Source organism: Bradyrhizobium sp. DOA9, assembly GCF_000617845.2.
Classification (GTDB): Bacteria; Pseudomonadota; Alphaproteobacteria; order Rhizobiales; family Xanthobacteraceae; genus Bradyrhizobium.
Genome location: NZ_DF820425.1, coordinates 1941038 through 1967724, shown reverse-complemented (window position 1 = coordinate 1967724; position 26687 = coordinate 1941038). Strand labels below are relative to the sequence as shown.

Genomic DNA, 26687 nt, shown 5'->3' with positions numbered 1-26687 from the left:
GACTGCATGATGCCCCATTGGCCCGACGCGAAGGGTGCGCCGCAGAACTCGATCATCGGCGGCGCCACGCTGTGGGTGCTGCGCGACCGCCCGCGCGAGGAATACAAGGGCGTGGCGCGGTTCTTCGCCTATCTGTCCCAGCCCGGCGTGCAGGCGGCCTGGCACCAGAACACCGGCTATCTGCCGGTGACCCGCGCCGCCTTCGAGCTGACGCGCTCGCAAGGCTTCTACGAGCGCAATCCGGGCTCGGCGATCTCGTTCGAGCAGATCACGCTCAATCCGCCGACGGAAAACTCCAAGGGCATCCGGCTCGGCTCCTTCGTCCTGATCCGCGGCGTGATCGAGGACGAGCTCGAGCAGGCCTTCGCCGGCCAAAAGACCGCGCAATCAGCGCTCGATTCCGCCGTCGAACGCGGCAACAAGCTCCTGCGCCAATTCGAGCGCGCGAGTCCGGAGCGGTAGGGATTGGATGTCGCTATCGCCGCAAGCGAGGTGCGCTCCCTCCCCCGCTTGCGGGGGAGGGTTGGGGAGAGGGTGTCTCCGCAATGGGACAATCCCCCAGAGGAGAAAGCCCTCACCCGCGCCGGAGCCTGTCATCGGGCGCGCCTTCGGCGCGACCCGGTGGGCGCGACCTCTCCCGCAAGCGAGAGCTTTGCGTAATGAGTTGTGCTGGAGTGAAGTTCGATCTGGAGCTTTTTTTGAACGGCCTCACGTAGCCCCAGAGGGGTGGGGCGTCTGGTTTTCGTGGCCGCGGGGTAGCGGCGGGTGGTGGTCACGCTGCGGCTCCTATCGGGCACAGCACCGCCCATCGTTTGAGGTTCATGGCGAGGCAGATCAGGCGCAGATGTGTCTGATTGCGCGCCAAACCCAGATAGCGAGCGCGCGCCCAGCGGTAGCTGCCCTTGAGGCGCGCGAAGACCTGCTCGACCGGTGCGCGGCGCTTTCCCACGGCATCGTTGAAGCGCTTCTGCCGCTCGGTGAGCGGATGATGCTTGTTGGGCCGGAACATCAGCCTCGGCTTGATTCCCCGCGCGGCGAGCCCGCTGCGGCGCTCGTGCTTGTCATAGGCTTGATCGGCATAGACCGCCTTCTCATCACCACAGACCAGTTCGTCGGCGGGCACTGTGTCGTTGACCGCAGCGTCGGTCAGCTTGCTGCGGCGGACGATGGCCGAACCCTGATCCATGCCGATATGGGCTTTGTAGCCGAAGTACCGCTTGCCGCCCTTCTTGGTCCAGCGTGCATCTGGATCGCGCTTGCTGTTGACCAGCTTGCTCGGTTCACGGCCGTCCGGGCCGGGCGGCTGCGGGTCCTCTGGCGGCTTCGGCGGCTTTACTGCTGCCGAGATCAGGCTCGCATCGATCAATGTGCCCCGGCGCAGCACCAGCCCGCGTGCGTCGATCTGATGCAGGATCTCGGCGAACAGCTTCTCGTCCAGACCGGCTCGCTGCAAAGCCTCGCGGAATCGCCAGATCGTCGTGTGGTCAGGCGTCTCGTCGCTCAGCACAAAGCCGCAGAAGGCTCGGAACGAGGCCCGGTCGTCGAGCGCTTCCTCGAGCGCCGGATCGGAAAGCCCATACCATTGCTGCAGCAGCAGCGCCTTGAACAGCACCAGTCGCGGATAGGGCGGAGGGCCACGCTCCGGCTCCGGAAGACCACCCAGCACTCTTTCCACAGCCGCCCAGTCGACCAGTTCGCCAATCCGCTTCAGCACCGCGTTACCCTTCCCTCGCCGCGATACCAGCGCGTCCGCGAAGCTCGGTTGCCCAACCTCTCGATATGCCATCCGAATCCGCCTCCACCACAGGCCCTAGAGAATCGCAAATCCTCCTCTTATGCAAAGCTCTCGCTTGCGGGAGAGGTCGTCGCGAAGCGACGGGTGAGGGTTCTCTCCTCTTGGGGGTTCTCGCGAGCGGAGACACCCTCTCCCCAACCCTCCCCCGCAGGCGGGGGAGGGAGCGCACCTTTTGCGTGGCAACAGCTGGGCTCATTCCATCAGCCCCGCTTGATGCGCGGGTCGATCGCGGCTTGGGCGATGTCGACCAGGAGATTGAGGAAGACGAAGAACAGCGCCAGGATCAGGATCGTGCCCTGCAGCAGCGGCAGGTCGCGCTGGAAGATCGCGGAGTTGAGCAGGAAGCCCGAGCCCGGCCAGGAGAACACGGTCTCGATCAGGATCGAGCCGCCGAGCATATAACCCAACTGGAGCCCCATCACCGCGAGCGCGGTGGGCGCGGCGTTCTTGATGACGTGGCGGAACACGCCGCGCTCGTGCAGGCCTTTGGCGCGCAGGGCCTCGACGAAATCCTGCGAGAGAATGTCGCCGGTGAGCGCGCGTACCGTGCGGGTGACGATGCCCATCGGGATCACCGACGTCGTGATCGCCGGCAGCACGAGATATTTGAGATGCGCCCAATCCCAGGCCCAGGAGTTGGAGCCGCTCGGGCCGGCGCCGACCGCGGGCAGCCAGTTGAGCTGGACCGAGAAGATGATGACGAGCAGCATGCCGAGCCAGTAATGCGGCACCGAGACGCCGGCGATGGCAAAGGAGGTCGCGACCTTGTCGATCCAGGTCTCGCGGAAATAGCCGGCGATCAGGCCGAGCAGGATGCCCATGGTGAAGCCGATGATGGCGGCCGCAATCGCGAGGGTGACGGTGTTGCCGACCGCGCGCATGACCTCCGCCAGCACCGGGCGCCCGGTCGCGATGGAATTGCCGAGATCGCCGTGAAGGGCACGCAGCAGCCACAGGCCGAACTGCACCGGCAACGGCCGGTCGAAGCCATAGGCGGCGCGCAGCTGCGCGGCGAGCTCCTGCGAGGCATCGGCCGGAAGCACTGCGACCAGCGGATCGCCCGGCGTGATGTGCACGAGCAGGAAGCACACCAGCGCGACGCTGATGACGATCGGGACGACATAGACAATGCGTCTGGCGGTATAGGCGAGCACGTTTGGTTACTCAGTTGAGTGCGTAGACATCGCGGGTCGTCATGGCCGGGCCTGTCCCGGCCATCCACGTTCTTGTTGCTCCGCCGTTCCGGGGCGGAGCGAAGCGTCGAGCCCGGAATGAAGGAAGAAAGACGTGGATGCCCGGGTCAAGCCCGGGCATGACGCGTGGATAGAGCGTGCTCACCCTACTGCTTGATCGACACCGGCGAGAAGTCGATGAACCAGCTCTTCGGCTGCACGACGCCTGTCACCTTCGGGCTCATGGCGCGCGGGCCGACGTCGTGGGCGACGTAGAGGAAGGCGGCGTCGTCGACGGAGGCTGCGTGCAGCTCGGCGAGCGCGGCATCACGCGCGGCGGGATCGAAGGTCTGGCGCGCCTTCTTCACCAGCTCGTCGAACTTGGGGTTGTTGATGAAGCCCCAATTGTTCGAGACCGGCGGCGCCATGCCCGATTGCAGGAAGCGCACCAGCGCGAAGAAGGGGTCCATCGCCGCGTAGGTGACGTTGGTCGCATTCGAGCCGTTGGCCGAGGGGTCCTTGGCGCCGCGACGCCAGTTGGTGAACAGCGTGTTCCACTCGATGACGTCGAGCTTCACGTCGAAATAGCATTCGGCCAGCGCCTGCTGCAGATATTCGTTCATCGCCAGCGGCTGCATCTGACCTGAGCCCGATGCAGACGTCTGCGTCTTCACCGTCAGCTTCTTGTTGGGGCCGAAGCCGGCCTCCTGCATCAGCTTCTGCGCAGCTGCCTTGTCATACTTGATCTCGAAGCTCGGCTTGCCGCGCCAGGGATGGCCGGGCTCGAAAGTGCCCGACGCCGGCACCATCAGCCCCGCAAGCAGGCCGTCCTTGAGGCCTTCGCGATCGACGCAGAGGTTCGCCGCCTTGCGCACGCGAATGTCGTTCCAGGGCGAGCCCTCGACGCGCGAGAACTGCCACGGCCAGACATGCGGCTGCTCGTTGGCGTAGAGCTTGAAGCCGCGCTGCTTCAGCTCCGGCAGCGCGTCCGGCGCCGGTGCTTCGACCCAATCGACCTGCCCGGACAGCAGCGCCGCGGTGCGCGCGTTGGCTTCCGGCATCGGCAGGAGCACCATCTTGTCGATCTTGGGCACGCGATCCTTGTTCCAGTAGCTCGCGTTCTTGACCAGCTCGAGCCGTTCGCGCGGGGTGAAGCTCGCCATCTTCCACGGGCCGGTGCCCGAGGCGTCCTTGGCGAACGCGGTCCATGCTGCCTGCGACTTCGCCTTGGCGTCCGCGCCTTCGGCCTTGTCGTAGAAGGCCTGCCACTTCGCCGGGCTCGCCATGAACAGATTGGTGAGATTGATCGGCAGGAAGCTGTCGGGCTCCTTGGTGGTGAGCTCGACGGTCATGTCGTCGATCTTCTTGGCGGAGGCCAGCGTCGGCATGCGCGAGGCCGTGACGCCGACCTGGCTGGCGTCGAATTGCGGCGCGTCCTGCTTCAGCACCTTGTCGACGTTCCACACCACCGCGTCGGCGTTGAACGGCGAGCCGTCATGGAAGGTGACGCCGGGACGCAGCTTGAAGGTCCATTTGGTCTTGTCGGCATCGTCGACCTTCCACTCGGTAGCGAGGCCGGGGATGACAACGCTCGCCTTGTCGGCAGAAGACAGGTCCCAGCTGGTCAGCGCATCGTACATGGTGAGGCCGGTGAAGCGGTTGCCCTCAAAACCCTGATCGGGCTGGCCGAGTGTGCGCGGAATATCGGCAGCAGTCATGCCGATGCGCAGCACAGTTTCCGCAGCTGCCACCCGCGGCCATGCGGCCGCGCTGCCGAGCGCCAACAGCGCGATCAGCGCGGCCCGTGTCTTGTTGTTCTTGATAAGCATCGCCTCAGTCCCTTTCCGGCTTTCGATGATTAATTTTGATGCAATCGTATGCAATGGCTATGCCAAGGAGAAACATTTTCTGCGAATTGCCCCTGCGGCGACAAGTCCTTGTGATGATGCACGGGCGAAGCCGTGCGCGCTGCCTATTCTGGCATCAAGATTGCAAGTTTGGTCCCGAAATCTCCTGGGAGCTTTGGGCCATGCGTATTCGTCTATCGACCTGTCTCGCCGTGCTTGTGCTGGCGGTGTCCGCAATCACGGCGCGCGCCGAAACGGTGGTGCGCTACGGCATCTCGATGGCGGATATTCCGCTCACCACCGGCCAGCCCGATCGCGGCGCCGGCGCCTATCAGTTCACGGCCTACACGATCTACGATCCGCTGGTGGCCTGGGAGATGGACGTCGCCGATCGCCCCGGCAAGCTGGTGCCGGGCCTCGCCACCGAATGGAAGGTCGACGATGCCGACAAGACCAAGTGGCGCTTCACCCTTCGCAAGGGCGTGAAGTTCCACGACGGCAGCGAGTTCAACGCCGATGCGGTGATCTGGAATCTGGACAAGGTGCTCAACGACAAGGCGCCGCAATTCGACAAGCGGCAGAGCGCGCAGGTGAAGACTCGCCTGCCCTCCGTCGCCAGCTACGCCAAGATCGACGACTTCACGGTGGAGATCACCACCAAGACGGTGGATTCCTTCTTCCCCTATCAGATGCTGTGGTTCCTGGTCTCGAGCCCGGCGCAGTATGAAAAGCTCGGCAAGGATTGGGACAAGTTCGCGAGCCAGCCCTCCGGAACCGGCCCGTTCAAGCTGACGAAGCTGGTGCCGCGCGAGCTCGCCGAGCTCTCCAAGAACCCGGACTACTGGAACAAGAAGCGCATTCCGAAGGTCGACAAGATCGTGCTGGTGCCGATGCCGGAAGCGCTGACGCGCACCAACGCGCTGCTTGCGGGACAGGTGGACCTGATCGAGACGCCGGCGCCGGACGCTGTGCCGCAGCTGAAGGCGGCCGGCATGAAGCTGGTCGACAACGTCACGCCGCATGTCTGGAATTATCACCTCAGCGTGCTGCCGGGCTCGCCCTGGACCGACATCCGCCTGCGCAAGGCGTTGAACCTTGCGATCAATCGCGACGAAGTCGTCGGCCTGATGAACGGCCTCGCCAAGCCCGCCAAGGGCCAGGTCGACCCGTCGAGCCCGTGGTTCGGCAAGCCCAGCTTCGAGCTGAAATACGACCTCGCCGCCGCCAAGAAGCTGGTGGAGGAAGCGGGCTATTCGAAAGCAAAGCCGCTGAAGACCACCTTCATCATCGCGCAAGGCGGTACCGGACAGATGCTGTCGCTGCCGATGAACGAATTCCTGCAGCAGAGCTTCAAGGAGATCGGCATCGAGATCGACTTCAAGGTGGTCGAGCTGGAGACGCTGTACACGCATTGGCGCAAGGGCGCCGCCGACGAGATGAACGCCGGCATCACCGCCAACAACATCGCCTATGTCACCTCGGATCCGCTCTACGCCATCGTCCGCTTCTTCCATTCCGGCCAGATCGCGCCGGTTGGCGTCAATTGGGGCGGCTACAAGAACCCGAAGGTCGACGCGCTGATCGACGAGGCCAAGCAGACCTTCGACAGCACCAAGCAGGACCAATTGCTGGCGCAGGCGCACGCGCTGATCGTGGATGATGCCACGCTGGTGTGGGTCGTCCACGACACCAACCCGCACGCGCTGTCACCGAAGATCAAGCAGTTCGTGCAGGCGCAGCACTGGTTCCAGGACCTGACGACGATCGGGGTGGAGTGACGAACACGTAAGGGTGGGCGCGGCGCTTTGCGCCTTTGCCCACCCGAGGTGTACGCTCGGCGCGCGATCACCGCCCCTTGGTCGGGATCTTGTTGTACGGCACGTCCTTGTCGACGCGGATGTCGCCCGGCAGGCCCAACACGCGCTCGGCGATGATGTTGCGCAGGATCTCGTCGGTGCCGCCGGCGATGCGCATCGAAGGCGAGGACAGCAGCATCTGCTGGAACTGGCCTTGCGCCGCTTCCTCGTCGTTGCCGGTGAGAACACCGGCCGCGCCCTGCAGGTCCATGGCGTAAGTCGCGATGTCCTGCAGCATCATGCCCGAGACCAGCTTGCCGATCGAATTCTCCGGGCCCGGCCGCTCGCCCTTCGACAGCGCCGAAATCGTGCGGTAGCTGGTGTATTTCAGCCCGTTCGACTTGGCTGCCCAGCTCGCGAGCTTCGAGCGCACCGCGGGATCGTCAATGGCGAGGCCTTCGTCCAGCATCAGGCTCGAGCAGAATTCGAACATCTCGGGCACGCCGGTCGCGAGCCGCGCGCCGATCGACATGCGCTCGTTCATCAGCGTGGTCAGCGAGACGTTCCAGCCGTCGCCGACGGCGCCGAGCCGCTGGTGATCGGGAATCACGACGTCGGTGAAATAGACCTCGTTGAACTCCTGCATGCCGTTGGCCTGCTTGATCGGCCGCACCTCGACGCCGGGGCTCTTCATGTCCAGGAAGAACATGGTGAGGCCCTTGTGCTTGGGCACGTTCGGATCGGTGCGCGCGATGAGGAGGCCGTAGTCGGAATAATGCGCGCCCGAGGTCCAGATCTTCTGGCCGTTGACGACCCAATTGTCGCCCTTCTTCTCCGCGCGCGTGCGAAGCCCTGCGACATCGGAGCCGGCGGACGGCTCGGAGAACAGCTGGCACCAGATCTCCTCGCCCGAGGCGAGCTTGGGCAAGTAACGGCGTTTTGCAGCTTCGCTGCCGAACGCCATCACGGTCGGACCGCACATGCCCTCGCCGATCTGGAACGGCTGCGTCAGCTTGCCGTAGACGCCCTCCTCCTGCTGCCAGATCACCTTCTCGATCGGGCTCGCACCGCGGCCGCCATATTCCTTCGGCCAGTGCAGGCAGGCCCAATTGCCCTCGAACTTCTTCTTCTGCCAGGCCTTGCCGACATCGACGATGTCGTGATTGGCGAGGCGAATACGGCCGAGCGAGGACTTTGACAGCTCGCCATGCAGCTCCTTCGGCGCATTGGCCTCGATCCATTTGCGCGCGGTCTCGCGGAACGCGGCTTCCTGCGGGGTGTCGTCGAAATTCATGGCGGACCTCTACCCTCTTCCCTTCGTCGGGATCTTGTTGAACGGCACGTCCTTGTCGACGCGGATGTCGCCGGGCAGGCCCAGCACCCGCTCGGCGATGATGTTGCGCATGATCTCGTCGGTACCGCCTTCGACTCGCGTGCCGGGCGCGCGCAGCAGCATGGCCTGGAAACGCCCCGCCAACTCGCCATCCTCGCCGCTGACGACACCGCTCGCGCCCTGCAGATCCAGCGCGTAGGTCGCAACGTCCTGGATCATGGAGCCCGCCACCAGCTTGCCGATGGAGTTCTCCGGCCCCGGGCGTTCGCCCCTCGACAGCGCCGAGATCGCACGCATGCTGGTGTATTTCAGGCCGCTCGCCTTCACCGCCCAGTTCGCCAACTTGGAGCGCACCGCGCGATCCTCGATCGCCGGGCCATCGTCGAGCATCAGGCTGGAGCAGTACTCGAACAGCTCGGGGAAACCGGTCGAAACGGCCGCGCCGATCGCGCTGCGCTCGTTCATCAGCGTGGTCAGCGAGACGTTCCAGCCGTCGCCGACCTCGCCGAGGCGCTGATGATCGGGAATGCGGACATTGGTGAAATAGACCTCGTTGAAGTCGGAGGCGCCGCTCGCCTGCTTGATCGGCCGCACCTCGACGCCGGGGCTCTTCATGTCCAGGAAGAACATGGTGAGGCCCTTGTGCTTGGGCACATCAGGATCGGTGCGCGTAAGCAAAATGCCGTAGTCGGAATAATGCGCGCCCGACGTCCAGATCTTCTGGCCGTTGATGATCCAGTCGTCGCCGTCCTTCTCCGCGCGTGTGCGCAAGCCCGCAACGTCCGAGCCGCCGGCGGGCTCGGAGAACAGCTGGCACCAGACCTTCTCGCCGGAGGCGAGCGGCGGCAGATAGGTCCGCTTATGCTCCTCGCGCGCGAACGCCATCATGGTCGGCCCGCACATGCCGTGGCCGATGATGAACATGCGGGAGAGCTGGCCGAACGGCCCTTCTTCCTGCTGCCAGATCACGCGCTCGATCGGCGAGGCGCCGCGACCGCCATATTCCTTCGGCCAGTGCAGGCAGGCCCAGCCGGCGTCGGCTTTTTTCTTCTGCCAGGCTTTTGCGACTTCGAGAATGTTGGCGTTCTTGAGCACGGTGCGGCCGAGCGAGGATTTGCGCAGCTCCTCCTCGTACTGCCTGGGCGCGTTTGCGCTGATCCAGGCGCGGGCGGTGGCGCGGAACTCGGCTTCCTGCGGGGTGTCGTCGAAGTTCATCTTGCTTCTCTGTTGTCCGTAGGGTGGATTAGCCGAAGGCGTAATCCACCTCTTTGCTTTCCTCATCGACGGAAGTGGTGGATTACGCTTCGCTAATCCACCCTACGCATCGATGCTTAAGCCGCGTTCTTCTTCCGCATCCGGTCGATCAGCTGATCTTCCCAATAAGTGAGGCTACCGAGCCCGAGCGCCATCGCGTTGGCGCGGCGGTAGTACATGTGGCAGTCGAACTCCCAGGTGAAGCCCATGCCGCCGTGAACCTGGATGTTGTTCTTGGCGCAGTGCTGGAACGCCTGCGTCGCGCTGATGCGCGCGGCGGCCGCGGCTTCCGGCAGCTCGGCCGCATTGGTCGAGAGCGCCCAGGCGCCGTAATAGCTGTTGGAGCGCGCCAGCGTCGCCGAGACATACATGTCGGCGAGCATGTGCTTGACGGCCTGGAACGAGCCGATCTGCCGGCCGAAGGCGATGCGGTCCAGCGCGTAGTCGCGGCCCATCTCGAGCGCGCGATCAGCGCCGCCGACCTGCTCGAACGCGCACAGCACTGCGGCGCGGTCGAGCACCTCAGTGAGGATGCTCCAGCCTTCGCCGGCAGCTCCCAGCGGCTCGGCTTTGGCGTCCTTGAACGTGATCTCGGCCTGTCCGCGGGTCGGATCGAGATTGGTGAGGCTCTTCACCTCGACGCCGCCGGCTTTGAGATCGACCAGGAACAGCGAGATGTCGGCCTCGCGCCCGCTCGATCCCGTGCGTGCGGCGACCACCGCGAAATCGGCAATGGCGCCATCGGCGACCGGCTTCTTGACGCCGTTGAGCACGCCATTCGCAGCGGTGAGCTTGACGTTCTTCGGCGCCGGATTGCCCTTGCCCTCGAACAGCGCCAGCGTGCCGATCGCCTCGCCGGACGCAATCGACGGCAGCCATTTCTTCTTCTGCGCGTCGCTGCCGGCGATCAGCAGCGCTTCGGCGGCCAGATACACTGTGGAAGAAAACGGCACCGGCGCATTGGCCCGGCCCATCTCTTCCGCGATCACGCAGAGCTCGAGATGACCAGCACCCGCGCCGCCGAACTCCTCCGGGATCGCAACGCCGAGGAAGCCCATCTCGGCAAGGCCCTTCCACAACTCTTTGTCGTAAGGCGCCTTGCCGTCGAGCACGACACGCACCGCCTTGGGCGAGCACTTTTCAGCGAGGAACTTGCGCGCCTGGTCGCGGAGCTGTTTCTGGTCGTCGGAGAAATCGAAGTTCATGGCGCGTACCCGTGTTGATGATGTCGATTACTTGAGAATGATGACGTCCTGGTCCGGCTTGTCCGCATAGAGCCGCTCCACCAGCGCGACGCGGCGTTCGAGGCCAGCGCGCTGGTTGATGTAGCCCTTGTCGGTGAGCTCGTTGCCGTCGATCGAGGGCGGCTCGACCATCAGCATCGCGCGCGCGATGACCCGGCTGCTGGCGCCCTCGCATTCTTTGTTATGCGCTTCCAGGCCGCGCCTGAAGCAGGCGAGCACCTCGGGATGCTTCACCGCATCGGCAAAGCTCAAATCGGGATTGCCGACGAGCTGGCGGCAGGCGTGCAGGTTCGGCCAGGCCAAGAGACCGATGAACGGGCGGTCCTGCCCCGCGACCAGCGCATCGTGCACGACCGGCGTTGCGGCTGCGATCGCATCGGTCCGCAGCGAGCCGACATGAACGAAGGTGCCGGTGGTGAGCTTGAAGTCTTCGACCACGCGGCCGGCGAAGATGATGCCTTGCACCGGATCGGAATCGTCGACGAAGATGCCGGCATCGCCGATGCAGTAAAAGCCTTCCTCGTCGAACATCTTCCTGGTCAGCTCAGCCTGGCCGAAATAGCCGGGCGTGACATTGACGCCGCGCAGGCGCAGCTCGTATTTCGAGCCGCACGGCACCATCTTCAACTCGACGCCGGGGAACGGCAGGCCGATCAGGCCGACGCGCTCGGTGTCCCAATAGGTGCCGGTCGAGGTCGGGGCGGTCTCGGTCGAGCCCCAGCCAGTGTAGAACACGATGCGCTCGCCGGTGGTCTTCACCGCCAGCGCCTGCATGCGCTCATAGAGATCGTCGGGCAGCCGCGCGCCGCCATAGGCCATGATCGAGAGATTCCTGAAGAAGGAGCGGCAGAGCGCATCGTCCTTCTCCATGGCGGCGGCGAGCGCGGCATAGCCGGCGGGCACGTTGGCATAATAGGTTGGCGAAATCTCGCGCAAATTGCGCAGCGTCTCCTCGAACTGGCCCGGCATCGGCCTTCCGTCGTCGATATAGAGCGTGCCGCCGTCGACCAGGATCGGGTGGAACGCGGCATTGCCGCCCATGGTGTGATTCCAGGGCATCCAGTCCAGCATGATCGCTACAGGCCCGTTCGGGTCGCGCGGCCGCACCTGCATCATCATCGCCGCATTGGCGCACATCATCTCCTGGGTGTTGATGACGGCCTTGGGCATGCCAGTCGAGCCCGACGTGAACAGCAGCTTGCCGACGGTCTGCGGCGTGATCTTTGCGATCGAGGCCTCGACATCGGCCGTGACAGGTGTTGCCGCGAGCTCCGCAAAGCTGACGCTCTCGATGCCCTCGCAGGGCCGCGCAACGTGAACCACGGTGACGCCGCTGAGATCGAGCGCCTTCAGCGCCTTCTCGAAGGTCGGCCCGTCCTGCACCATCAGGACGGCCGGCTTGATCAGGTCGAACAGGTATTTCAGCTTGACGTGGTCGTGGCTCATCAAGGAGTAGGCGGGCGATACCGGCGCTGCCGGGACGCGCGCCTGCATCGCGGCCTGCGTCATCAGCGCATGCTCGATCGAATTGCCGGAGAGGATCGCGACGGGCCGCCCGTCGAGCCCGAGATCGAGCAAGCCCTGCGTCAGCGCATCCACTGTCCGCTTGGCTTCGCCATAGGACACCTTGCGCCATTCGCGGTTCGGACCGCCGCGCTGTGCCAGCCAGATGCGCTCCGGCGCTTCCTTCGCCCATTTCGCCAGCGACGCCGGGATGTGCTTCTCATAGGGCTGCAGCGGAATGCGCGACTTGAGCACAACGGTGCCATCAGCGCGGCGCTCGACGTCGATGTCGCGCGCGAGCCACTGGACCTTGCGAAAGGCTGGCTTCGTCATCATCACCGCCGCGCTTCCACTCATTTTGCGTCTCCCGGAATTACTGTCCTTTGCGGATCTTCATCGTTCAGCGCCTGATATAGACAGGCTTTCGCTTCTCAAGAAAGGCCCTGATGCCTTCCGAAAACTCTTCCGAGCGGCTGCACAGGACCTGGTTGCGATCCTCCATCGCGATCGCAGCTTCCAGCGAGCCGGCATCGACGCTCATGTTGAGGCATTCCTTGGATAGACGCAGGCCTACGGGCGAGGCCGTCATCATCGCCTCGACATAAGGCGCGGCCGCGTCATCGAGCTTGTCGTCGTCCACGACCTCCGAGACGAGACCGACCGCGAGCGCGCGCTCCGCTCCGATGAAGCGCCCGGTGAGGATCAGCTCGGATGCGACGGAGACGCCGACGAGGCGCGGCAGGAAATAGCTGGTGCCGATGTCGCAGCCGCCGAGCCCGAGCTTGATGAAGGCGCAATTCATCCGCGCCGATCTCGTCGCGATGCGGATGTCGGAGGCCAGCGCCAGCGCGAAGCCGCCGCCGGCCGCCGCGCCCTGCACCAGCGCCAGGATCGGCTGCGGGCAGCGCCGCATCAGCATCACGATGTCGGCGATGCGCCGCTGCGAATCCAAGGACTCCGTGACGCCCGGCGGCTCCTGCTGTCCGGCCCGCCGCGCCATCGCGGCTTTGAGATCGAGGCCGGCACAGAAATTCTTTCCGGCGCCCTTCAGCACGACGACGCGGGTGTCGCGATTGCGTTGCAGGCCTTGGAAATAGTCGTTGAGCGCATCGATCAGCGCGGGATCGAGCGCGTTGAGGTGCTCGGGCCGATTGAGCGTCACCCGGTCGACGCCGTCGTTGTGCTCGATCAGCAGCGGTTGGGACATGGGGCCTCGCACTTTCTTGCCACACGAAGACCATCTCTCACCCTCCCCTGGAGGGAGAGGGTCGGCTCACATGGAGCGCAGCGAAATGTGAGACGGGGTGGGGTGAAGGTCTCTCCGCGACGCACACTGCCCGAGTTGAGAGATCACCCCACCCCGCTCGCGCTTCGCGCGATCGACCCTCCCCCTCCAGGGGAGGGTAAGTGCACTACCTTGGCGCCATCCTGATGGCACCGTCGAGGCGGATGGTTTCGCCGTTCAGCATCGGGTTCTCGACGATGTGCACCGCGAGCATGCCGTATTCGTTGGCGTCACCGAGACGCGAGGGATGCGGCACCTGGGCGCCCAGGCTCTTGCGGGCCTCTTCGTTCAAGCCCATCAGCAGCGGCGTGAAGAACAGGCCGGGCGCGATGGTGTTGACGCGGATCTTCTGGCTGGCGAGATCGCGCGCAGCCGGCAGGGTCAGGCCGACGACGCCGCCCTTCGAGGCCGAATAGGCGATCTGGCCGATCTGGCCTTCGTAAGCGGCAACCGAGGCCGTGTTGATGATGACACCGCGCTCTTCGCCGACGGGCTCCGCAGTGACCAGGCGCTCGGCGAACAGACGCAGGCAGTTGAAGGTGCCGATCAGGTTGACGTTGATGATGCGCGCGAACTTTTCCAGCGGATAGACGCCGTCGCGGCCGACGATACGCTGGGAGCCGCCGATGCCGGCGCAGTTCATCAGCACGCGGGCAACGCCGTGCGCGGCTTCCGCTTTCGCGATCGCCGCCTTGATCTGCTCCTCGCTGGTGACGTCGGCATGCAGCGCGACGCCCTTCACTTCAGCGGCGACCTTCTCGGCGTTTTCCTTGCTCTGGTCGATCACGCCGATCTTGGCGCCCTTGGCCGCCATGGCGCGGGCTGTCGCGGCACCAAGGCCCGAACCACCGCCGGTGATGAGAACGGCTACGTCTTTCAGCTGCATCGTAATCTACCTTTCCTTGGGCGTTTCTTCTCTAGACTTGTGAGCGTTTGGCCGGACTATCCGGCCGCGGCAGCTTCCTCGGCTTGCGCGAGGATGCCGCCGCAGATCAGCGTTTCCATGTGCTTGATGTATTGCCGGCAGACATCGTCGGTAACAGGGCCGACGCCGGTCGCGCGGGACATCGCGTGCCGGCCGAAGAACAGGTGATCGCAGGCGCCGATCAGGCTGGTGTAAAACAGCACCGGATCGGTCGGGCGGAATTCGCCGCGGCTGACGCCCTCGCTCAGCAGGCGGCGGTGGAAGTCGAGCAGCGGCGCCACGAAGAACTTCGAGACTTCGTCGGCGGAGCGCGCGCTGGTCTCGTGCAGGAGATAGTGGATCAGCCGGTTCATGTAGGGAAACCGGTGATAGGCGCGAATGATGCCGGCGATATGCAGCTTCAACTTCGCCGTCGCCGTGATCGGCTGTGCCAGCAGGTATTCGAGGTTGGACATCTCGGTCGCCGCATCGCGCGCGAGCAGCGCCAGCAACAGGCCGTCCTTGTTGCCGAAGTGATATTTGACCAGCGCGGCGTTGGCGCCCGACTTCTGCGCAATGTCGGAGAGCGAGATCTCGATCGAGGAGCGTTCGATCATCAACTCGCTCGCGGCCACCAGCAATTTCTCTGCCGTGGAATTTTTCCCGCCGGGGAGCCTGTTAGGTACGCTGGTCGCCACGGAGATCCCTGTTTGGCCGCTGGAAGCGGGGCGCAGATAAGCCCAAGCAGCGCCTCATCACAAGAGTTAATTGATCGATTGACTAAATGATCTCCGGTCCCTTAAATCCGTTCCCGACGACCAACCCAATCAAGAAATTCAGGGAGAGACCGACATGGCCGAGGCTTACATCGTCGCCGCTGCGCGCACCGCCGGCGGGCGCAAGGGGGGCCGCCTCGCCGGCTGGCATCCGGCCGATCTCGCCGCCAAGGTGCTGGACGAGCTCGTCGATCGCACCAAGGTCGACCCGGCGCTGGTCGAGGACGTGATCATGGGCTGTGTCATGCAGGTCGGCGAGCAGTCCAACAACGTCGCGCGCAACGCGATCATGGCCTCGAAGCTGCCGGAGAGCGTGCCGGGCACCTCGATCGACCGCCAGTGCGGCTCCTCGCAGCAGGCGCTGCACTTCGCCGCGCAGGCGGTGATGTCCGGTGCGATGGATGTGGTGATCGCGGCCGGCGTGGAATCGATGACGCGGGTGCCGATGGGCCTGTCGTCGCAGCTTCCCGCCAAGAACGGCTTCGGCACTTACAAGAGCCCCGGCATCGAGAAGAAGTATCCGAACATCGTGTTCAGCCAGTTCACCGGCGCGGAGATGATGGCCGAGAAGTACGGCCTCTCCAAGGATGAGCTCGACCAGTACTCCTACGACAGCCATCAGCGCGCGATCGCGGCGACGCAAGCAGGTCACTTCAAGAAGGAGATCGTGCCGCTCGACATCACCCGCGCCGATGGCAGCAAGGACACCCATACAATCGACGAAGGCATCCGCTTCGACGTCACGCTCGACGGCATCAAGGGCGTCAAGCTGATCGCCGAGAACGGCAAGCTGACCGCGGCCAGCGCCAGCCAGATCTGCGACGGCGCCTCCGGCGTCATGGTGGTGAACGAGAAGGGCCTGAAGCAGCTCGGCGTCAAACCGCTGGCACGCATCCACCACATGACCATGACGGGCGGCGATCCCGTGATCATGCTGGATGCGCCGCTGCACGCGACCAAGCGCGCGCTGGAGAAGGCCGGCATGAAGGTCGGCGACATCGACCTGTTCGAGGTCAACGAGGCCTTCGCATCGGTGCCGACGGCCTGGCTGAAGACCACCGGCGCCGACCCGGAGCGTCTCAACGTCAACGGCGGCGCCATCGCGCTCGGCCATCCCCTCGGCGGCTCCGGCACCAAGCTGATGACGACGCTGGTCCACGCCCTGCACCAGCGCGGCAAGCGCTACGGCCTGCAGACCATGTGCGAGGGCGGCGGCATGGCTAACGTGACGATCGTGGAGCGGCTGTAAGAAAAACAAAAGCGAGTGGTGAGTGGCGAGTAGCGAATGGTGAGTAGGCGAAGAGCGGATTGCCCTTCCTCCCTATTCGCCACTCGCTACTCGCCATTCGCACGTCTGAGGAAGCGCCATGACCCACCCCTCCATCCACGCCAAGTCGACGCCCGACAAGATCGCCTACCAGATGGCCGGCACCGGCAAGGCAATCACCTATCGCGAGCTCGATGAGCTCTCGAACCAGGGCGCGCATCTGTTCCGCTCGCTCGGCCTCAAGGCCGGTGACCACATCGCGCTGTTGATGGAGAACCGCCTCGCCTTCATGGAGCTGTGCTGGGCCGCGCAACGCAGCGGGCTCTATTACACCGCGATCAGCCGCTACCTGAAGCAGGACGAGATCGACTACATCATCGCCGATTGCGGCGCCAAGGTCGTGATCACGACGCCGAAATGCGCCGACCAGATCAAAGGCCTGATCAAGGGCACGCGAGGGGAGCCGATCTTCTACATGATGGACGACCCTCTGCCCGGCTTCCGCTCCTACGACAAGGAAGCCGCGGCGCAGCCGAGCACGCCGATCGCCGACGAGGTCGCCGGCTACGACATGCTGTATTCGTCGGGCACCACCGGCCGCCCGAAGGGAATCAAGAAGGCGTTCGAAGGCAACAGGATCGACGTGCCGAACGCATTTCTCCGCGTGCTCTGCGCCGACATGTGCGGCATGAATGCCGAGAGCACTTATCTGTCGCCGGCACCGCTCTATCACGCGGCGCCCTTGCGCTTCAACATGATGGCGATCGTGCTCGGCGGCACCTCCATCATCATGGAGCATTTTGACGCGGAAGAGTTCCTGAAGCTGGTCGAGAAGTACAAGGTGACCCAGTCACAGCTGGTGCCGACCATGTTCGTGCGCATGCTGAAGCTGCCGGACGAGGTGCGCGCCAAATATGACGTCTCGACGCTGAAGGGCGCCATTCACGCCGCTGCGCCCTGCCCCGTCGACGTCAAGGCCAAGATGATCGAGTGGTGGGGACCGATCCTGATCGAGTATTACGCCGGCTCTGAAGGCAACGGCGTCACCGTCTGCAACTCGCAGCAATGGCTGGAGCACCGCGGCAGCGTCGGCCGCGCCGTGGTCGGCAAGATCAAGATTCTGGACGAGAACGACGAGGAGCAACCGGTCGGCGAGATCGGCACGGTCTATTTCGCCGACGCGCCGGCGTTCACCTATCACAACGATCCCGAGAAGACGAAGAAGGCCTACAACGCCAAGGGATGGTCGACGCTCGGCGATGTCGGCTATCTCGACAAGGACGGCTTCCTCTATCTCACCGACCGCAAGTCCTACATGATCATCTCCGGCGGCGTGAACATCTATCCGCAGGAGACCGAGGACGTGCTGATCACGCACCCCGAAGTCGCCGACGTCGCCGTGTTCGGCGTGCCGAACGAGGAGATGGGTGAAGAGGTCAAGGCGGTGGTGCAGCCGCACGACATCAGCCGCGCCGGCAAGGCGCTGGAGGCCGATCTGATCGCCTATTGCAAGAGCCGGCTCTCCGCCATCAAGTGCCCACGCTCGGTCGATTTCGAAGCCGAGCTGCCGCGCACGCCGACCGGCAAGCTGGTGAAGCGGCATTTGCGTGACAGGTACTGGCCGAAGGCGGCAGCGAAGATTTAGGGCGGAATCTCGTAGGGTGGGCAAAGGCGCCCTTGCGCCGTGCCCACGAACTTTCCACGTTACGACGAGATGGTGGGCACGCTTGCGCTTTGCCCACCCTACCGCACCGGTGCAAGCCGCCTCAATCGAACAAGCTCGGCGTGTGGTTCACCAGCGCGCCTTCGATCTCGAGCATCTTCAGCTTCGTGACCACGCCGCCATTGGCCGAGAAGCCGCCGGGCTTGTTGCCGGCGGCGAGCACGCGATGGCACGGCACCACGATCGGGCACGGGTTGCGGCCGAGCGCCTGGCCGACGTCGCGCGACAGCTGGACGCCGCCGAGCTGTTTTGCGATGTCGCCATAGGTGATGGTCTTGCCCGGCGGAATCGCGCGGGCGATCTCGTAGACGCCGCGGTTGAACTCGGGCACGCCATCGAGGTCGAGCGGGATGTCCGTAAGGTCATCCGGCTCGCCCGCGAGCAGTTTTGTCATGCGGGCGATCGCCTCTCGCACCTCGGCGGTCGGCTCGGTCTCGGTGGCGTCGGCATGGCGCTGGCTGATGCGGGTGCGGATCTTCTGCTCGCCGCCCATCGGCAATTGTGTGCCGTTGATGCCGCGCGGACCCCAGGCGACGGCACACAGGCCGATCCTGGTGTCGAACAGGGCAAAATGCTGGTCACTCATGGCTTGGTTCCCGGCTTGCGTCTCATGCAAGCCCCTACTTTCATCTCAGGCCAAATCTAGGCTTGGAAATAGTTGCGATCCACCCGGTTTCCGGGAATCTTGCACAGGTGTTCCAATTCCTCCCGCGAGTCCAGAATGCAGAGCCTCCACGTCAATGGATACGACATGCCCTATCTCGACGTGGGCGAAGACAGGGGCCGTCCGCCGCTGGTGTGCGTGCATGGATCGCTGAATGATTTTCGCGTCTGGGGTTGCGTGCTGGGGCCGCTGACACAGCGGCACCGGGTGATCGCCGTCAGCCTGCGGCACTTCTTCCCGGAAAAATGGGACGGCGTCAGCGACACCTATTCGATCGCGCAGCACGTTAGCGACGTCCTCGCCTTCATCGACAAGCTCGATCTCGGGCCGGTCGACCTGATGGGACATTCCCGCGGCGGGCACATCTGCTTCCGCGTGGCGCAGCAGCGGCCTGACGTTTTGCGCCGGCTGATCCTGGCCGAGCCCGGCGGCGAGCTCGATGCCAGCCTTGATCCGGATTACGTCGGCGGCCCCTCGCCGCTGCTGGCGCGCTTCACGGCCTCGGCCGAGAAGATCGCAGCCGGCGATATCGACGGCGGACTCGCCGTCTTCGTCGACACGCTGGAAGGTCCCGGCACCTGGCCACGGCTGCCGGCGATGGTGAAGCAGAATTTGCGCGACAACGCCACGACCCTGATCGGCCAGGTTCGCGACAAGCGCCCGCCGTTCTCGAGGGCGGATGCGGAGGCGATCAAGATGCCGACGCTGTTCATCCTGGGCGCGCGGACCAAGGGCCTTCTGCCAAAAGTGCTGCATGCGCTCGCCGCGCATGTGCCCTATTCCAGGACGGCGATCATCCCGAACGCGACGCATCCGATGTTCGAGCAGGCGCCGCAGAAATATTCCGAAGTGGTTCTGGATTTTCTGGCGAGCTGACCATGCAGAGCTTCCACGTCAACGGTTACGACATGGCCTATCTCGAAGTCGGCGAGGGCCCACCGCTGGTTTGCGTGCACGGCACGTTAGGGGATTTCCGCACCTGGTATGCGGTGCTCGGTCCGCTGTCGAGAAACCACCGCGTGATCTCGGTCAGCCTGCGGCATTTCTTTCCCGAGCATTGGGACGCCGTCGGCGACGATTACAGGATGGCGCAGCACGTCGCCGACACGATCGCCTTCATCGAACAGGTCACGCCCGGACCCGTCGACCTGATGGGGCATTCGCGCGGCGGACACATCGCCTTCCGCGTGGCGCAGGCGCGGCCTGATCTGTTGCGCAAGCTGGTGCTGGCCGAGCCCGGCGGCGATCTCGACCCATCCCTGCCGGTGCCGGAAGGCACGCCGGCGCATCCGCCGCTGGCGGCGCGCACGGCGCGCTCGGTCGAGATGATCCGCGCCGGCGACCTCGAGGGCGCACTGCGGAATTTCTACGAAGGCATCGAGGGCGACGGCTCCTGGCGGCGCGTGCCGGCTGCGGCCAAGCAGCAGCTCCGCGACAACGCGCTCACCTTTCTCGGCCAGATCAACGAGCAGCGCCGGCCCTACACGCTCAGCGATGCGCAGGCGATCAGGACACCGACGCTGCTGATCGGCGGCGGCGCCACCACCGGCAGCCTGTCGGTGATCTGGCGCGTGCTGGCCGCGCACATCGCTGGCGCCGAGACGGCGGTGATCGCCAACGCCGGCCACTGGATGTTCGAGCAGGCGCCGCTCGAGTTCGGCGCGGTGGTGAGCAGCTTCCTGGCGAAGTAGCTCACGCCTTCCACACGCCGACCGGCATCTTGATCGTCGCGTTCAGCCGGTTCCACACGTTGATCGTCGCGATCGCGAGGATCAGGGTGGCGAGCTCGCGCTCGTCGAAGTGCTTGGCGGCTTCCTCCCAGATCGCATCGGGCACCGGATCCTCGCGATCGGCAAGGCGCGTGGCGGCTTCGGTCAGGGCCAGCGCGGCGCGCTCGGCCTCGGTGAAGTAGGGCGCCTCGCGCCAGGCGGACACGGCGAACAGCCGCTCGTTGGTCTCGCCCAGCCTGCGGGCGACCTTCGGGTGCATATCGACGCAGACGCTGCAGCCATTGATCTGGCTGGCGCGCAGGTGCACCAGTTCGAGGAGCTTTTCCGGCAGGCCCTGCTTCGTCAGGTTGCCGAGGGACTGCAGGACATTCATGGCCTCTGGCAAGACCATGACGGGGTGATTCATGCGGGCGTGCATCATTTTCGTCTCCATCTGTCGAATTTCGAAGGTTCCGGTCACATCGGCCGGATTGGCGTCGTCATGGGCATGACGGATCGCGACGAGGGAATGTGACCGATGAGCGAAGAAAATTTTCTGACGCAGCAATTCGAGGCGAGCAGGGACCATCTCAGAGCGGTGGCCTACCGGATGCTGGGTTCCCGTGCCGAGGTCGACGATGCCGTGCAGGAGGCCTGGTTGCGGGTCAGCCGCTACGACATGTCCGACGTCGCAAATTTGCGCGGCTGGCTCACCACCGTGGTCGCGCGCATCTGCCTCGACATGCTGCGTGCGCGGAAGTCGCGCAAGGAAGAGCCGATGGGCGAGCATGTGCCGGAGCCGGTCGACGAGACGCGGGAGCGCGAGGCGGAGATGGCTGACTCGGTCGGCGCGGCGCTGCTGGTGGTGCTGGAGACGCTGCAGCCCGCGGAGCGGCTCGCCTTCGTGCTGCACGATATGTTCGCGGTGCCCTTCGAGGAGATCGCGCCGATCGTCGGCCGCTCGGTCGAAGCATCGCGTCAGCTCGCGAGCCGGGCGCGGCGGCGCGTGCAGGGAGCGCCGGTGCCGGAGACCGACCTGTCGCGCCGGCGCGGCATCGTCGATGCCTTCCTGAAGGCCTCGCGTGAAGGCGATTTCGAGGGGCTGCTGGCCGTGCTCGATCCCGATGTCGTATTCCGCGCCGACCAGGCCGCGGTGCGGCTCGGCACGCTGGCGGAGATCCGCGGCGCGGATGCGGTCGCAGAGCTCTACAAGGGCCGGGCCCAAGCCGCGCGGACGGCGCTGGTCGACGGCGAGATCGGTGTTGCCGTCATCCTCGGCGGACAGCTGCGCATCGCGCTGCGCGTGACATTCAGGGGCGACCGCATTGCCGCAATCGAGGCGCTGGCCGATGCGGAGCGGATCGCAGCGCTCGACGTGGAGGTGCTGGAGCACTGAGGTCGCGGACCAATATCGCGAAAACAACCCCATGCACAGTAGGACGACCCAAGCAATATCAATGACCTGAGCGGCCGGACCAAAGCGCACTGGGCCACCTCCAACCATCTCTTGACGCTATACCTCCGGAAGCGTACTTTCGAATACGGAATTCCGTATTCCTTTGCCCTTTCGGAGCTGCCGGCGTGATCCCTCTCGACCCGCTCCCGAACCTGATCGACCAGGTCTATGAACGGATCCTGGAAGCGATCTCCGACCGCACGCTTCAGCCAGGCCAGCGCATCCGGCAGAACGAGCTCGCCGACAGGCTCGGCGTGTCGCGTCAGCCGGTGTCGCACGCGCTGCATCTGTTGCACCGGCAGGGCCTGGTCGCCGAGAGCGGCCGCCGCGGCTTCGAGGTGACGCAGCTCGATCCCGCGCGCATCCGGCAGCTCTACGAGGTGCGCGGCGCCATCGACGCGCTGGCGGCCCGGCTCGCCGCTCAGCGCACGGCCAACGATGCAGCGGGACGCGCGCGACTGGAGACAGCACTCGCCGCCGGGCGCCGCAGCGACCGCAACACGGCGCTGGCCGAGCTCATCGTGCTCGACGTCGATTTTCACCGCGCGATCTATCAGCTCGCCGGCAATCCCGTGATCGAGGAGACCATGGCGCCGCAATGGCCGCATATGCGGCGCTCGATGGCCACGGTGCTCTCCGAGCTCGACTATCGCGCCAGCGCCTGGGCGGAGCATGCCGATATTGCCGGGCACATTCTGAGCGGCAACGCGAAGGCGGCCGAACGCGCCGCGCACGCGCACGCGCAGACGGCGGGACGGATGACCGAGGAGAGATTGCGGGCGACGGAAGAGGCGGCGGCGTAAACATTTGCAGCCCTTCGCCGTCGTGGCCGGGCTTGACCCGGCCATCCACGTCTTTGCTCGACGCCGGAAGAACGTGGATGCCCGGGACAAGCCCGGGCATGACGAGAGAGAAAACAAACAAACCAAGGAGGACGACCCATGAAACTGTCTCAGGAGCAATTGGAGTTCTTCCACCGCGAGGGCTGGCTGTTCCTGCCCGAATTGTTCGCCCAGGAGGAAGTCGACCTGCTCGCACGCGAGGCGGTCGCCATCTACGACGCCAACCGTCCCGAAGTCTGGCGCGAGAAGAGCGGGGCGCCGCGCACGGCCTTTGCCGCGCATCTCTACAACGAGGCGTTCGCACTCCTCGGGGCGCATCCGCGCATGATCGAGCCGGTCGAGCAGGTGTTCGGCGAGCCCGTCTACATGCACCAGTTCAAGATCAACGCCAAATCGGCCTTCACCGGCGACGTCTGGCAATGGCACCAGGATTACGGCACCTGGAAGCGCGACGACGGCATGCCGGAGCCGCGGGCGATGAACATCGCAATCTTCCTCGACGAGGTGATGCCGATCAACGGCCCGTTGATGCTGGTGCCGCGCAGCCAGAACGCCGGCGATCTCGAAGCCTCGCACGATCTCGCCACCACCTCTTACCCGCTTTGGACGCTGGACGAGGACACGGTGACGCGCCTCGTCAAGCAGGGCGGCATCGTCGCGCCCACGGGCAAGCCCGGCGGCATGCTGATGTTCCACGGCAATCTCGTGCACGGCTCCAGCGGCAACATCACGCCCTACCCGCGCAAGATCGTTTACCTGACGCTGAATGCGGTCTCGAACTACATCCGCACCCCGACGCGTCCGGACTACATCGCGCATCGCGATTTCACGCCGATCAAGACGGTGGACGACGACGCGCTGCTGCGGCTGGCACGTGCGCCGCGGCAGGCGGCGGAGTAAGATCGCAGTCGCGGGCGTGCTCCACCTCTCCCCTCCGGGGAGAGGTGGACCGAGCGCAAGCCGCACCAGCAACGCTGTGTCTTGGACATCCCCCATGAACCTCTTCCGCCTCCTGCAAGCCCGCGCCTCCGCCGGCAAGCCCGTTCGTGTCGCGCTGATCGGTGCCGGCAAGTTCGGCTCGATGTTCCTCGCACAGGTGCCGCACACGCCGGGGCTGGAGGTGCCCATCATCGTCGACATCGACCGCGACCGCGCCCGCGAGGCCTGCCGCACGGTCGGCTGGGACGCGGAGCGCATCGCCGCCACGACGTTCACCGATGACGGCGCCCGCGCCATCGCCGGCGGCGCCATGGACGTGGTGGTGGAGGCGACCGGCAATCCCGCCGTCGGCATCGCCCACGCGCGCGCCGCGATCGCGGCGGGCAAGCATATCGTGATGGTGAATGTCGAGGCCGACGTGCTGGCGGGCCCGCTGCTCGCCGAGGAAGCACGCAAGGCCGGCGTGGTCTATTCGCTCGCCTATGGCGACCAGCCGGCGCTGACCGCGGAGATGGTCGATTGGGCCCGTGCCACCGGCTTTCGCGTCGTCGCCGCCGGCAAGGGCACGAAGTACCTGCCGGCCTATCACGACGTGACGCCCGACGGCGTCTGGCAGCATTACGGCCTGACCGCGGGTGAAGCGCAGTCGGCCGGCATGAATCCGCAGATGTTCAACTCCTTCCTCGACGGCACCAAATCGGCGATCGAGATGGCCGCGATCGCCAATGCCTGCGGGCTCGACGTGCCCGCGGACGGCCTGCTGTTTCCGCCCTGCGGCGTCGACGATTTGCCGCATGTCCTGCGGCCGCGATCGCGCGGCGGCGTGCTGGAGCGGTCCGGCCTCGTCGAGGTCGTCTCCTCGCTCGAGCGCGACGGCCGGCCGGTGTTTCGCGACCTGCGCTGGGGCGTCTATGTCGTGCTGGAAGCACCGAGCGACTATGCCGCCGACTGCTTCCGGCAATATGGCTTGAAGACCGATTCCAGCGGGCGCTTCGCCGCGATGTACAAGCCGTATCATCTGATCGGGCTCGAGCTGAACATCTCGGTGCTGTCGGCCGCGCTGCGAGGCGAGCCCACCGGGCAGCCTTGCGGCTTCCGCGGCGACGTCGCGGCTGTGGCCAAACGTAACTTGCGCGCCGGGGAGATGCTCGACGGCGAAGGCGGCTACACCGCGTGGGGCAAGCTGTTGCCGGCGGCCGCCAGCCTCAAGGCCGGCGCCCTGCCGATCGGGCTCGCACATCGCCTCAAGCTTAAGCACGACGTCGCCCATGGCACGGTGGTGCGCTGGAGCGATGTCGAATTCGATGCGGGCGACGAAACGATGAAGGCGCGCAAGGCCATGGAAGCCGCGTTCGCAGTGCAGCATTGACCGGCTTGGCAGGCGCACAACCAAAGCGAGCTTGATTTGCCGTTCCCCTTTGGTCATGCTGCCTGCGATCCGGGAACATTGAATTTCGGACACCAAGAAACGTCGGCCACCGGCGAAGATGAAGCGGCATCAAGACCGCGATCCCTCGTCGAGGACACGACACCGCAGGAGGGAAACGCATGGAACGTCGTAAGTTTCTGACGGCAGGCGGACTGGGCCTTGCCGCAAGTGCAATTGCAGCGCCGGCTGTCGCACAATCAATGCCCGAGGTGAAATGGCGGCTGGCGGCGAGCTGGCCGAAGTCACTCGATACGCTCTACGGCGGCTGCGAGTATTTTTGCAAGCGCGTCGCGGAGATCACCGACAACAGATTCCAGATCCAACCCTTCGCGGCCGGCGAAATCGTCGGGGGCCTGCAAGTGCTCGATGCCGTGTCCAACGGCACCGTCGAGATGGGCAACACCGCGCTCTACTATTATTGGGGCAAGAACCCGGCGTTCACCTTCGGCACGTCGCTTCCGTTCGGTCTCAACACGCGTCAGCACATTTCCTGGCTGATATGGAACGGTGGTCAGGACATGCTCAACGACCTTCTGAAGGAGCACAATGCGATCGGTGTTCCAACGGGTTCGACGGGCGCCCAGATGGGCGGCTGGTTCCGCAAGGAGATCAAGACTGTCGACGATCTCAAGGGCCTGAAATTCCGGGTCGGCGGCTTCGCCGGCACCATCATCTCGAAGGTCGGGGGCGTGCCGCAGCAGATCGCGGCCGGCGATATCTATCCCGCACTCGAGAAGGGCACGATCGACGCGGCGGAGTGGGTCGGTCCGTATGACGACGAGAAGCTCGGCTTCGTCAAGGTGGCGAAGTACTACTACTATCCCGGCTGGTGGGAAGGCACCGGCCAAGGCCACAACATCATGAACCTCGAGAAGTGGAATGCGCTGCCGAAGAACTACCAGGCAGCCATCAGCACGGCATCGATGGACACCTTCACCTGGGTGACCGGCAAGTACGATTCGGTGAACCCGCCCGCACTGAAGCGGCTGCTGGCGGCCGGCGCAATCCTGAAGCCATTCCCGCAGGAGGTGCTCGAGGCCTGCTACGGCGCAGCCAACGAGATCTACGCCGATCTCGCCAAGAACAACCCGCATTTCGGCAAGATGTACGCGAGCCTCACCGCCTTCCGCACCGAGTCGCTCGCCTGGATGCAGGTGGCCGAGCTCAGCTTCGATACCTTCATGATGCGGATGCGGACGCGGACGTAAGCGCATCGCGCAGCACGCGACGAAACGACGAAAGCCCCGGAGCTGGCTCCGGGGCTTTTGCTTGAATGCAGAATGCTCGTGCCCCGGCGCTGCAGCGCGTCCGGGACAGGAGAGCGAAGCTCTCAGTTCTCGTCGTCGCCGAGCGCGGCGACCAGCTTGTCGTAGTACTTGGCGACGAGATCGATGTTTGCCTTGTTCTCGACCGGCGGTATCGGCGTCTTGAGCGCCTGGTTGAGCTCGTCGACCGCTTCTTTCTTGTCCTTGGCAGGCATCTTCTTGTCGGCCTGGATTTGCGCGATCTGCGCCTTGATCACCGCTTCGGGACCGACATATTTCCTGGTGGCGGGATCGAAGCCGCCGATGACGAGGCTGATGTTGTCGACGACGTTGTTGTAGTCGTCATAGCTGGCAAAGCCGTGCTTCTTGGCGACCTCTTCGAGCTGCGCGATGACCTTCTGGTCGGGCGCGGTGTTTTCGGAAAGCTTTTCGGTGATCGCATCCATGTCCTTTTGCGCGGCGAGCACGCCGTCGAGCTGCTTGT

Annotated in this window: 24 protein-coding genes (1 of these 24 cut by a window edge); 11 read left to right on the top strand and 13 right to left on the bottom strand. The window is 64.9% G+C overall.

The annotated features are described in order from the left end of the window. The coding region (locus BDOA9_RS09085; RefSeq protein WP_042335865.1) for an extracellular solute-binding protein at positions 1–462 on the top strand (462 nt) is incomplete at its 5' end. Between the two features lie 310 nt (positions 463–772). On the opposite strand, the gene BDOA9_RS09080 is transcribed toward BDOA9_RS09085, so the two are convergent. From BDOA9_RS09080 to BDOA9_RS09070, 3 genes are all read right to left on the bottom strand, one after another. Next, positions 773–1786 (bottom strand): IS5 family transposase, encoded by a 1014-nt coding sequence (locus BDOA9_RS09080; protein ID WP_025033621.1) that lies wholly within the window; start codon positions 1784–1786, stop codon positions 773–775. Positions 1787–1995: 209 nt separating this feature from the next. Then, the gene (locus tag BDOA9_RS09075) at positions 1996–2949 is read right to left on the bottom strand and encodes an ABC transporter permease (RefSeq protein WP_025033620.1); all 954 of its coding nucleotides are present in this window, start codon (positions 2947–2949) and stop codon (positions 1996–1998) included. Between the two features lie 185 nt (positions 2950–3134). Continuing rightward, positions 3135–4796 (bottom strand): ABC transporter substrate-binding protein, encoded by a 1662-nt coding sequence (locus tag BDOA9_RS09070; RefSeq protein ID WP_025033619.1) that lies wholly within the window; start codon positions 4794–4796, stop codon positions 3135–3137. A gap of 200 nt (positions 4797–4996) precedes the next feature. Between BDOA9_RS09070 and BDOA9_RS09065 the strand changes: the two genes are divergently transcribed. Beyond that, on the top strand, positions 4997–6592 hold the full coding sequence (locus BDOA9_RS09065; RefSeq protein WP_025033618.1) for an ABC transporter substrate-binding protein: 1596 nt from the start codon (positions 4997–4999) through the stop codon (positions 6590–6592). A gap of 67 nt (positions 6593–6659) precedes the next feature. On the opposite strand, the gene BDOA9_RS09060 is transcribed toward BDOA9_RS09065, so the two are convergent. The 7 genes from BDOA9_RS09060 to BDOA9_RS09030 form a co-directional block, all read right to left on the bottom strand. Continuing rightward, the gene (locus BDOA9_RS09060; protein WP_025033617.1) at positions 6660–7904 is read right to left on the bottom strand and encodes an acyl-CoA dehydrogenase; all 1245 of its coding nucleotides are present in this window, start codon (positions 7902–7904) and stop codon (positions 6660–6662) included. A 9-nt stretch (positions 7905–7913) separates the two neighbouring features. Then, positions 7914–9158, bottom strand: a complete 1245-nt coding sequence (locus BDOA9_RS09055) for an acyl-CoA dehydrogenase (protein WP_025033616.1) — start codon at positions 9156–9158, stop codon at positions 7914–7916. Between the two features lie 116 nt (positions 9159–9274). Next, on the bottom strand, positions 9275–10402 hold the full coding sequence (locus tag BDOA9_RS09050) for an acyl-CoA dehydrogenase family protein (RefSeq protein WP_025033615.1): 1128 nt from the start codon (positions 10400–10402) through the stop codon (positions 9275–9277). Positions 10403–10429: 27 nt separating this feature from the next. Then, on the bottom strand, positions 10430–12301 hold the full coding sequence (locus BDOA9_RS09045; protein ID WP_025033614.1) for an AMP-binding protein: 1872 nt from the start codon (positions 12299–12301) through the stop codon (positions 10430–10432). A gap of 43 nt (positions 12302–12344) precedes the next feature. Next, the gene (locus BDOA9_RS09040) at positions 12345–13151 is read right to left on the bottom strand and encodes an enoyl-CoA hydratase/isomerase family protein (protein WP_025033613.1); all 807 of its coding nucleotides are present in this window, start codon (positions 13149–13151) and stop codon (positions 12345–12347) included. 205 nt (positions 13152–13356) lie between these two features. Next, entirely contained in the window at positions 13357–14115 is a 759-nt protein-coding gene (locus tag BDOA9_RS09035) for an SDR family NAD(P)-dependent oxidoreductase (RefSeq protein WP_025033612.1), read from the bottom strand. A 56-nt stretch (positions 14116–14171) separates the two neighbouring features. Next, entirely contained in the window at positions 14172–14750 is a 579-nt protein-coding gene (locus BDOA9_RS09030; protein WP_244521458.1) for a TetR family transcriptional regulator, read from the bottom strand. Positions 14751–14985: 235 nt separating this feature from the next. On the opposite strand from BDOA9_RS09030, the gene BDOA9_RS09025 reads away from it, so the two are divergent. Then, positions 14986–16158, top strand: coding sequence for an acetyl-CoA C-acetyltransferase (locus BDOA9_RS09025; protein WP_025033610.1), 1173 nt, complete (start codon positions 14986–14988; stop codon positions 16156–16158). 118 nt (positions 16159–16276) lie between these two features. Then, positions 16277–17821, top strand: coding sequence for an acyl-CoA synthetase (locus BDOA9_RS09020; protein ID WP_025033609.1), 1545 nt, complete (start codon positions 16277–16279; stop codon positions 17819–17821). A gap of 121 nt (positions 17822–17942) precedes the next feature. Here the strand turns inward: BDOA9_RS09020 and BDOA9_RS09015 are convergent, their stop codons facing one another. Further along, the gene (locus tag BDOA9_RS09015; RefSeq protein ID WP_025033608.1) at positions 17943–18485 is read right to left on the bottom strand and encodes a methylated-DNA--[protein]-cysteine S-methyltransferase; all 543 of its coding nucleotides are present in this window, start codon (positions 18483–18485) and stop codon (positions 17943–17945) included. A 135-nt stretch (positions 18486–18620) separates the two neighbouring features. On the opposite strand from BDOA9_RS09015, the gene BDOA9_RS09010 reads away from it, so the two are divergent. Further along, on the top strand, positions 18621–19439 hold the full coding sequence (locus tag BDOA9_RS09010; RefSeq protein WP_025033607.1) for an alpha/beta fold hydrolase: 819 nt from the start codon (positions 18621–18623) through the stop codon (positions 19437–19439). Positions 19440–19441: 2 nt separating this feature from the next. Next, positions 19442–20254 carry an alpha/beta fold hydrolase gene (locus BDOA9_RS09005; RefSeq protein ID WP_025033606.1) on the top strand — a complete coding sequence of 271 codons (813 nt, stop codon included), beginning with the start codon at positions 19442–19444 and terminating at the stop codon, positions 20252–20254. Between the two features lies 1 nt (position 20255). On the opposite strand, the gene BDOA9_RS09000 is transcribed toward BDOA9_RS09005, so the two are convergent. After that, positions 20256–20711: a carboxymuconolactone decarboxylase family protein gene (locus BDOA9_RS09000; protein WP_025033605.1), complete on the bottom strand. Its 456-nt coding sequence runs from the start codon at positions 20709–20711 to the stop codon at positions 20256–20258. Between the two features lie 99 nt (positions 20712–20810). Here BDOA9_RS09000 and BDOA9_RS08995 point away from each other — a divergent pair, with 99 nt between their 5' ends. The 5 genes from BDOA9_RS08995 (at position 20811) to BDOA9_RS08975 (ending at position 26146) form a co-directional block, all read left to right on the top strand. After that, positions 20811–21668, top strand: coding sequence for a sigma-70 family RNA polymerase sigma factor (locus BDOA9_RS08995; RefSeq protein WP_025033604.1), 858 nt, complete (start codon positions 20811–20813; stop codon positions 21666–21668). 185 nt (positions 21669–21853) lie between these two features. After that, a complete protein-coding gene (locus tag BDOA9_RS08990) occupies positions 21854–22531 on the top strand; it encodes a GntR family transcriptional regulator (protein ID WP_025033603.1) in 678 nt (225 codons plus the stop codon). 138 nt (positions 22532–22669) lie between these two features. Further along, positions 22670–23470 (top strand): phytanoyl-CoA dioxygenase family protein, encoded by an 801-nt coding sequence (locus tag BDOA9_RS08985; RefSeq protein ID WP_025033602.1) that lies wholly within the window; start codon positions 22670–22672, stop codon positions 23468–23470. 94 nt (positions 23471–23564) lie between these two features. Beyond that, positions 23565–24878, top strand: coding sequence for an NAD(P)H-dependent oxidoreductase (locus BDOA9_RS08980; protein ID WP_025033601.1), 1314 nt, complete (start codon positions 23565–23567; stop codon positions 24876–24878). Positions 24879–25057: 179 nt separating this feature from the next. After that, positions 25058–26146 (top strand): TRAP transporter substrate-binding protein, encoded by a 1089-nt coding sequence (locus BDOA9_RS08975; RefSeq protein ID WP_025033600.1) that lies wholly within the window; start codon positions 25058–25060, stop codon positions 26144–26146. 122 nt (positions 26147–26268) lie between these two features. Here BDOA9_RS08975 and BDOA9_RS08970 read toward each other — a convergent pair whose 3' ends face one another. Further along, a protein-coding gene (locus BDOA9_RS08970) for a hypothetical protein (RefSeq protein ID WP_025033599.1) crosses the window boundary here: on the bottom strand, positions 26269–26687 show its 3' portion. It continues 178 nt past the right edge of the window; the window shows 419 of its 597 coding nt (coding positions 179–597); the start codon falls outside the window, past its right edge — the gene reads right to left on this strand; it ends in the stop codon at positions 26269–26271.

Bases quoted from the DNA above. Each gene is read 5' to 3' on its own strand.
- BDOA9_RS09080 (WP_025033621.1), bottom strand. From the start codon at position 1,786: ATGGCATATCGAGAGGTTGGGCAACCGAGCTTCGCGGACGCGCTGGTA.
- BDOA9_RS09070 (WP_025033619.1), bottom strand. From the start codon at position 4,796: ATGCTTATCAAGAACAACAAGACACGGGCCGCGCTGATCGCGCTGTTG.
- BDOA9_RS09065 (WP_025033618.1), top strand. From the start codon at position 4,997: ATGCGTATTCGTCTATCGACCTGTCTCGCCGTGCTTGTGCTGGCGGTG.
- BDOA9_RS09060 (WP_025033617.1), bottom strand. From the start codon at position 7,904: ATGAATTTCGACGACACCCCGCAGGAAGCCGCGTTCCGCGAGACCGCG.
- BDOA9_RS09055 (WP_025033616.1), bottom strand. From the start codon at position 9,158: ATGAACTTCGACGACACCCCGCAGGAAGCCGAGTTCCGCGCCACCGCC.
- BDOA9_RS09050 (WP_025033615.1), bottom strand. From the start codon at position 10,402: ATGAACTTCGATTTCTCCGACGACCAGAAACAGCTCCGCGACCAGGCG.
- BDOA9_RS09045 (WP_025033614.1), bottom strand. From the start codon at position 12,301: ATGAGTGGAAGCGCGGCGGTGATGATGACGAAGCCAGCCTTTCGCAAG.
- BDOA9_RS09040 (WP_025033613.1), bottom strand. From the start codon at position 13,151: ATGTCCCAACCGCTGCTGATCGAGCACAACGACGGCGTCGACCGGGTG.
- BDOA9_RS09035 (WP_025033612.1), bottom strand. From the start codon at position 14,115: ATGCAGCTGAAAGACGTAGCCGTTCTCATCACCGGCGGTGGTTCGGGC.
- BDOA9_RS09030 (WP_244521458.1), bottom strand. From the start codon at position 14,750: ATGATCGAACGCTCCTCGATCGAGATCTCGCTCTCCGACATTGCGCAG.
- BDOA9_RS09025 (WP_025033610.1), top strand. From the start codon at position 14,986: ATGGCCGAGGCTTACATCGTCGCCGCTGCGCGCACCGCCGGCGGGCGC.
- BDOA9_RS09020 (WP_025033609.1), top strand. From the start codon at position 16,277: ATGACCCACCCCTCCATCCACGCCAAGTCGACGCCCGACAAGATCGCC.
- BDOA9_RS09015 (WP_025033608.1), bottom strand. From the start codon at position 18,485: ATGAGTGACCAGCATTTTGCCCTGTTCGACACCAGGATCGGCCTGTGT.
- BDOA9_RS09010 (WP_025033607.1), top strand. From the start codon at position 18,621: ATGCAGAGCCTCCACGTCAATGGATACGACATGCCCTATCTCGACGTG.
- BDOA9_RS09005 (WP_025033606.1), top strand. From the start codon at position 19,442: ATGCAGAGCTTCCACGTCAACGGTTACGACATGGCCTATCTCGAAGTC.
- BDOA9_RS09000 (WP_025033605.1), bottom strand. From the start codon at position 20,711: ATGCACGCCCGCATGAATCACCCCGTCATGGTCTTGCCAGAGGCCATG.
- BDOA9_RS08995 (WP_025033604.1), top strand. From the start codon at position 20,811: ATGAGCGAAGAAAATTTTCTGACGCAGCAATTCGAGGCGAGCAGGGAC.
- BDOA9_RS08985 (WP_025033602.1), top strand. From the start codon at position 22,670: ATGAAACTGTCTCAGGAGCAATTGGAGTTCTTCCACCGCGAGGGCTGG.
- BDOA9_RS08980 (WP_025033601.1), top strand. From the start codon at position 23,565: ATGAACCTCTTCCGCCTCCTGCAAGCCCGCGCCTCCGCCGGCAAGCCC.
- BDOA9_RS08975 (WP_025033600.1), top strand. From the start codon at position 25,058: ATGGAACGTCGTAAGTTTCTGACGGCAGGCGGACTGGGCCTTGCCGCA.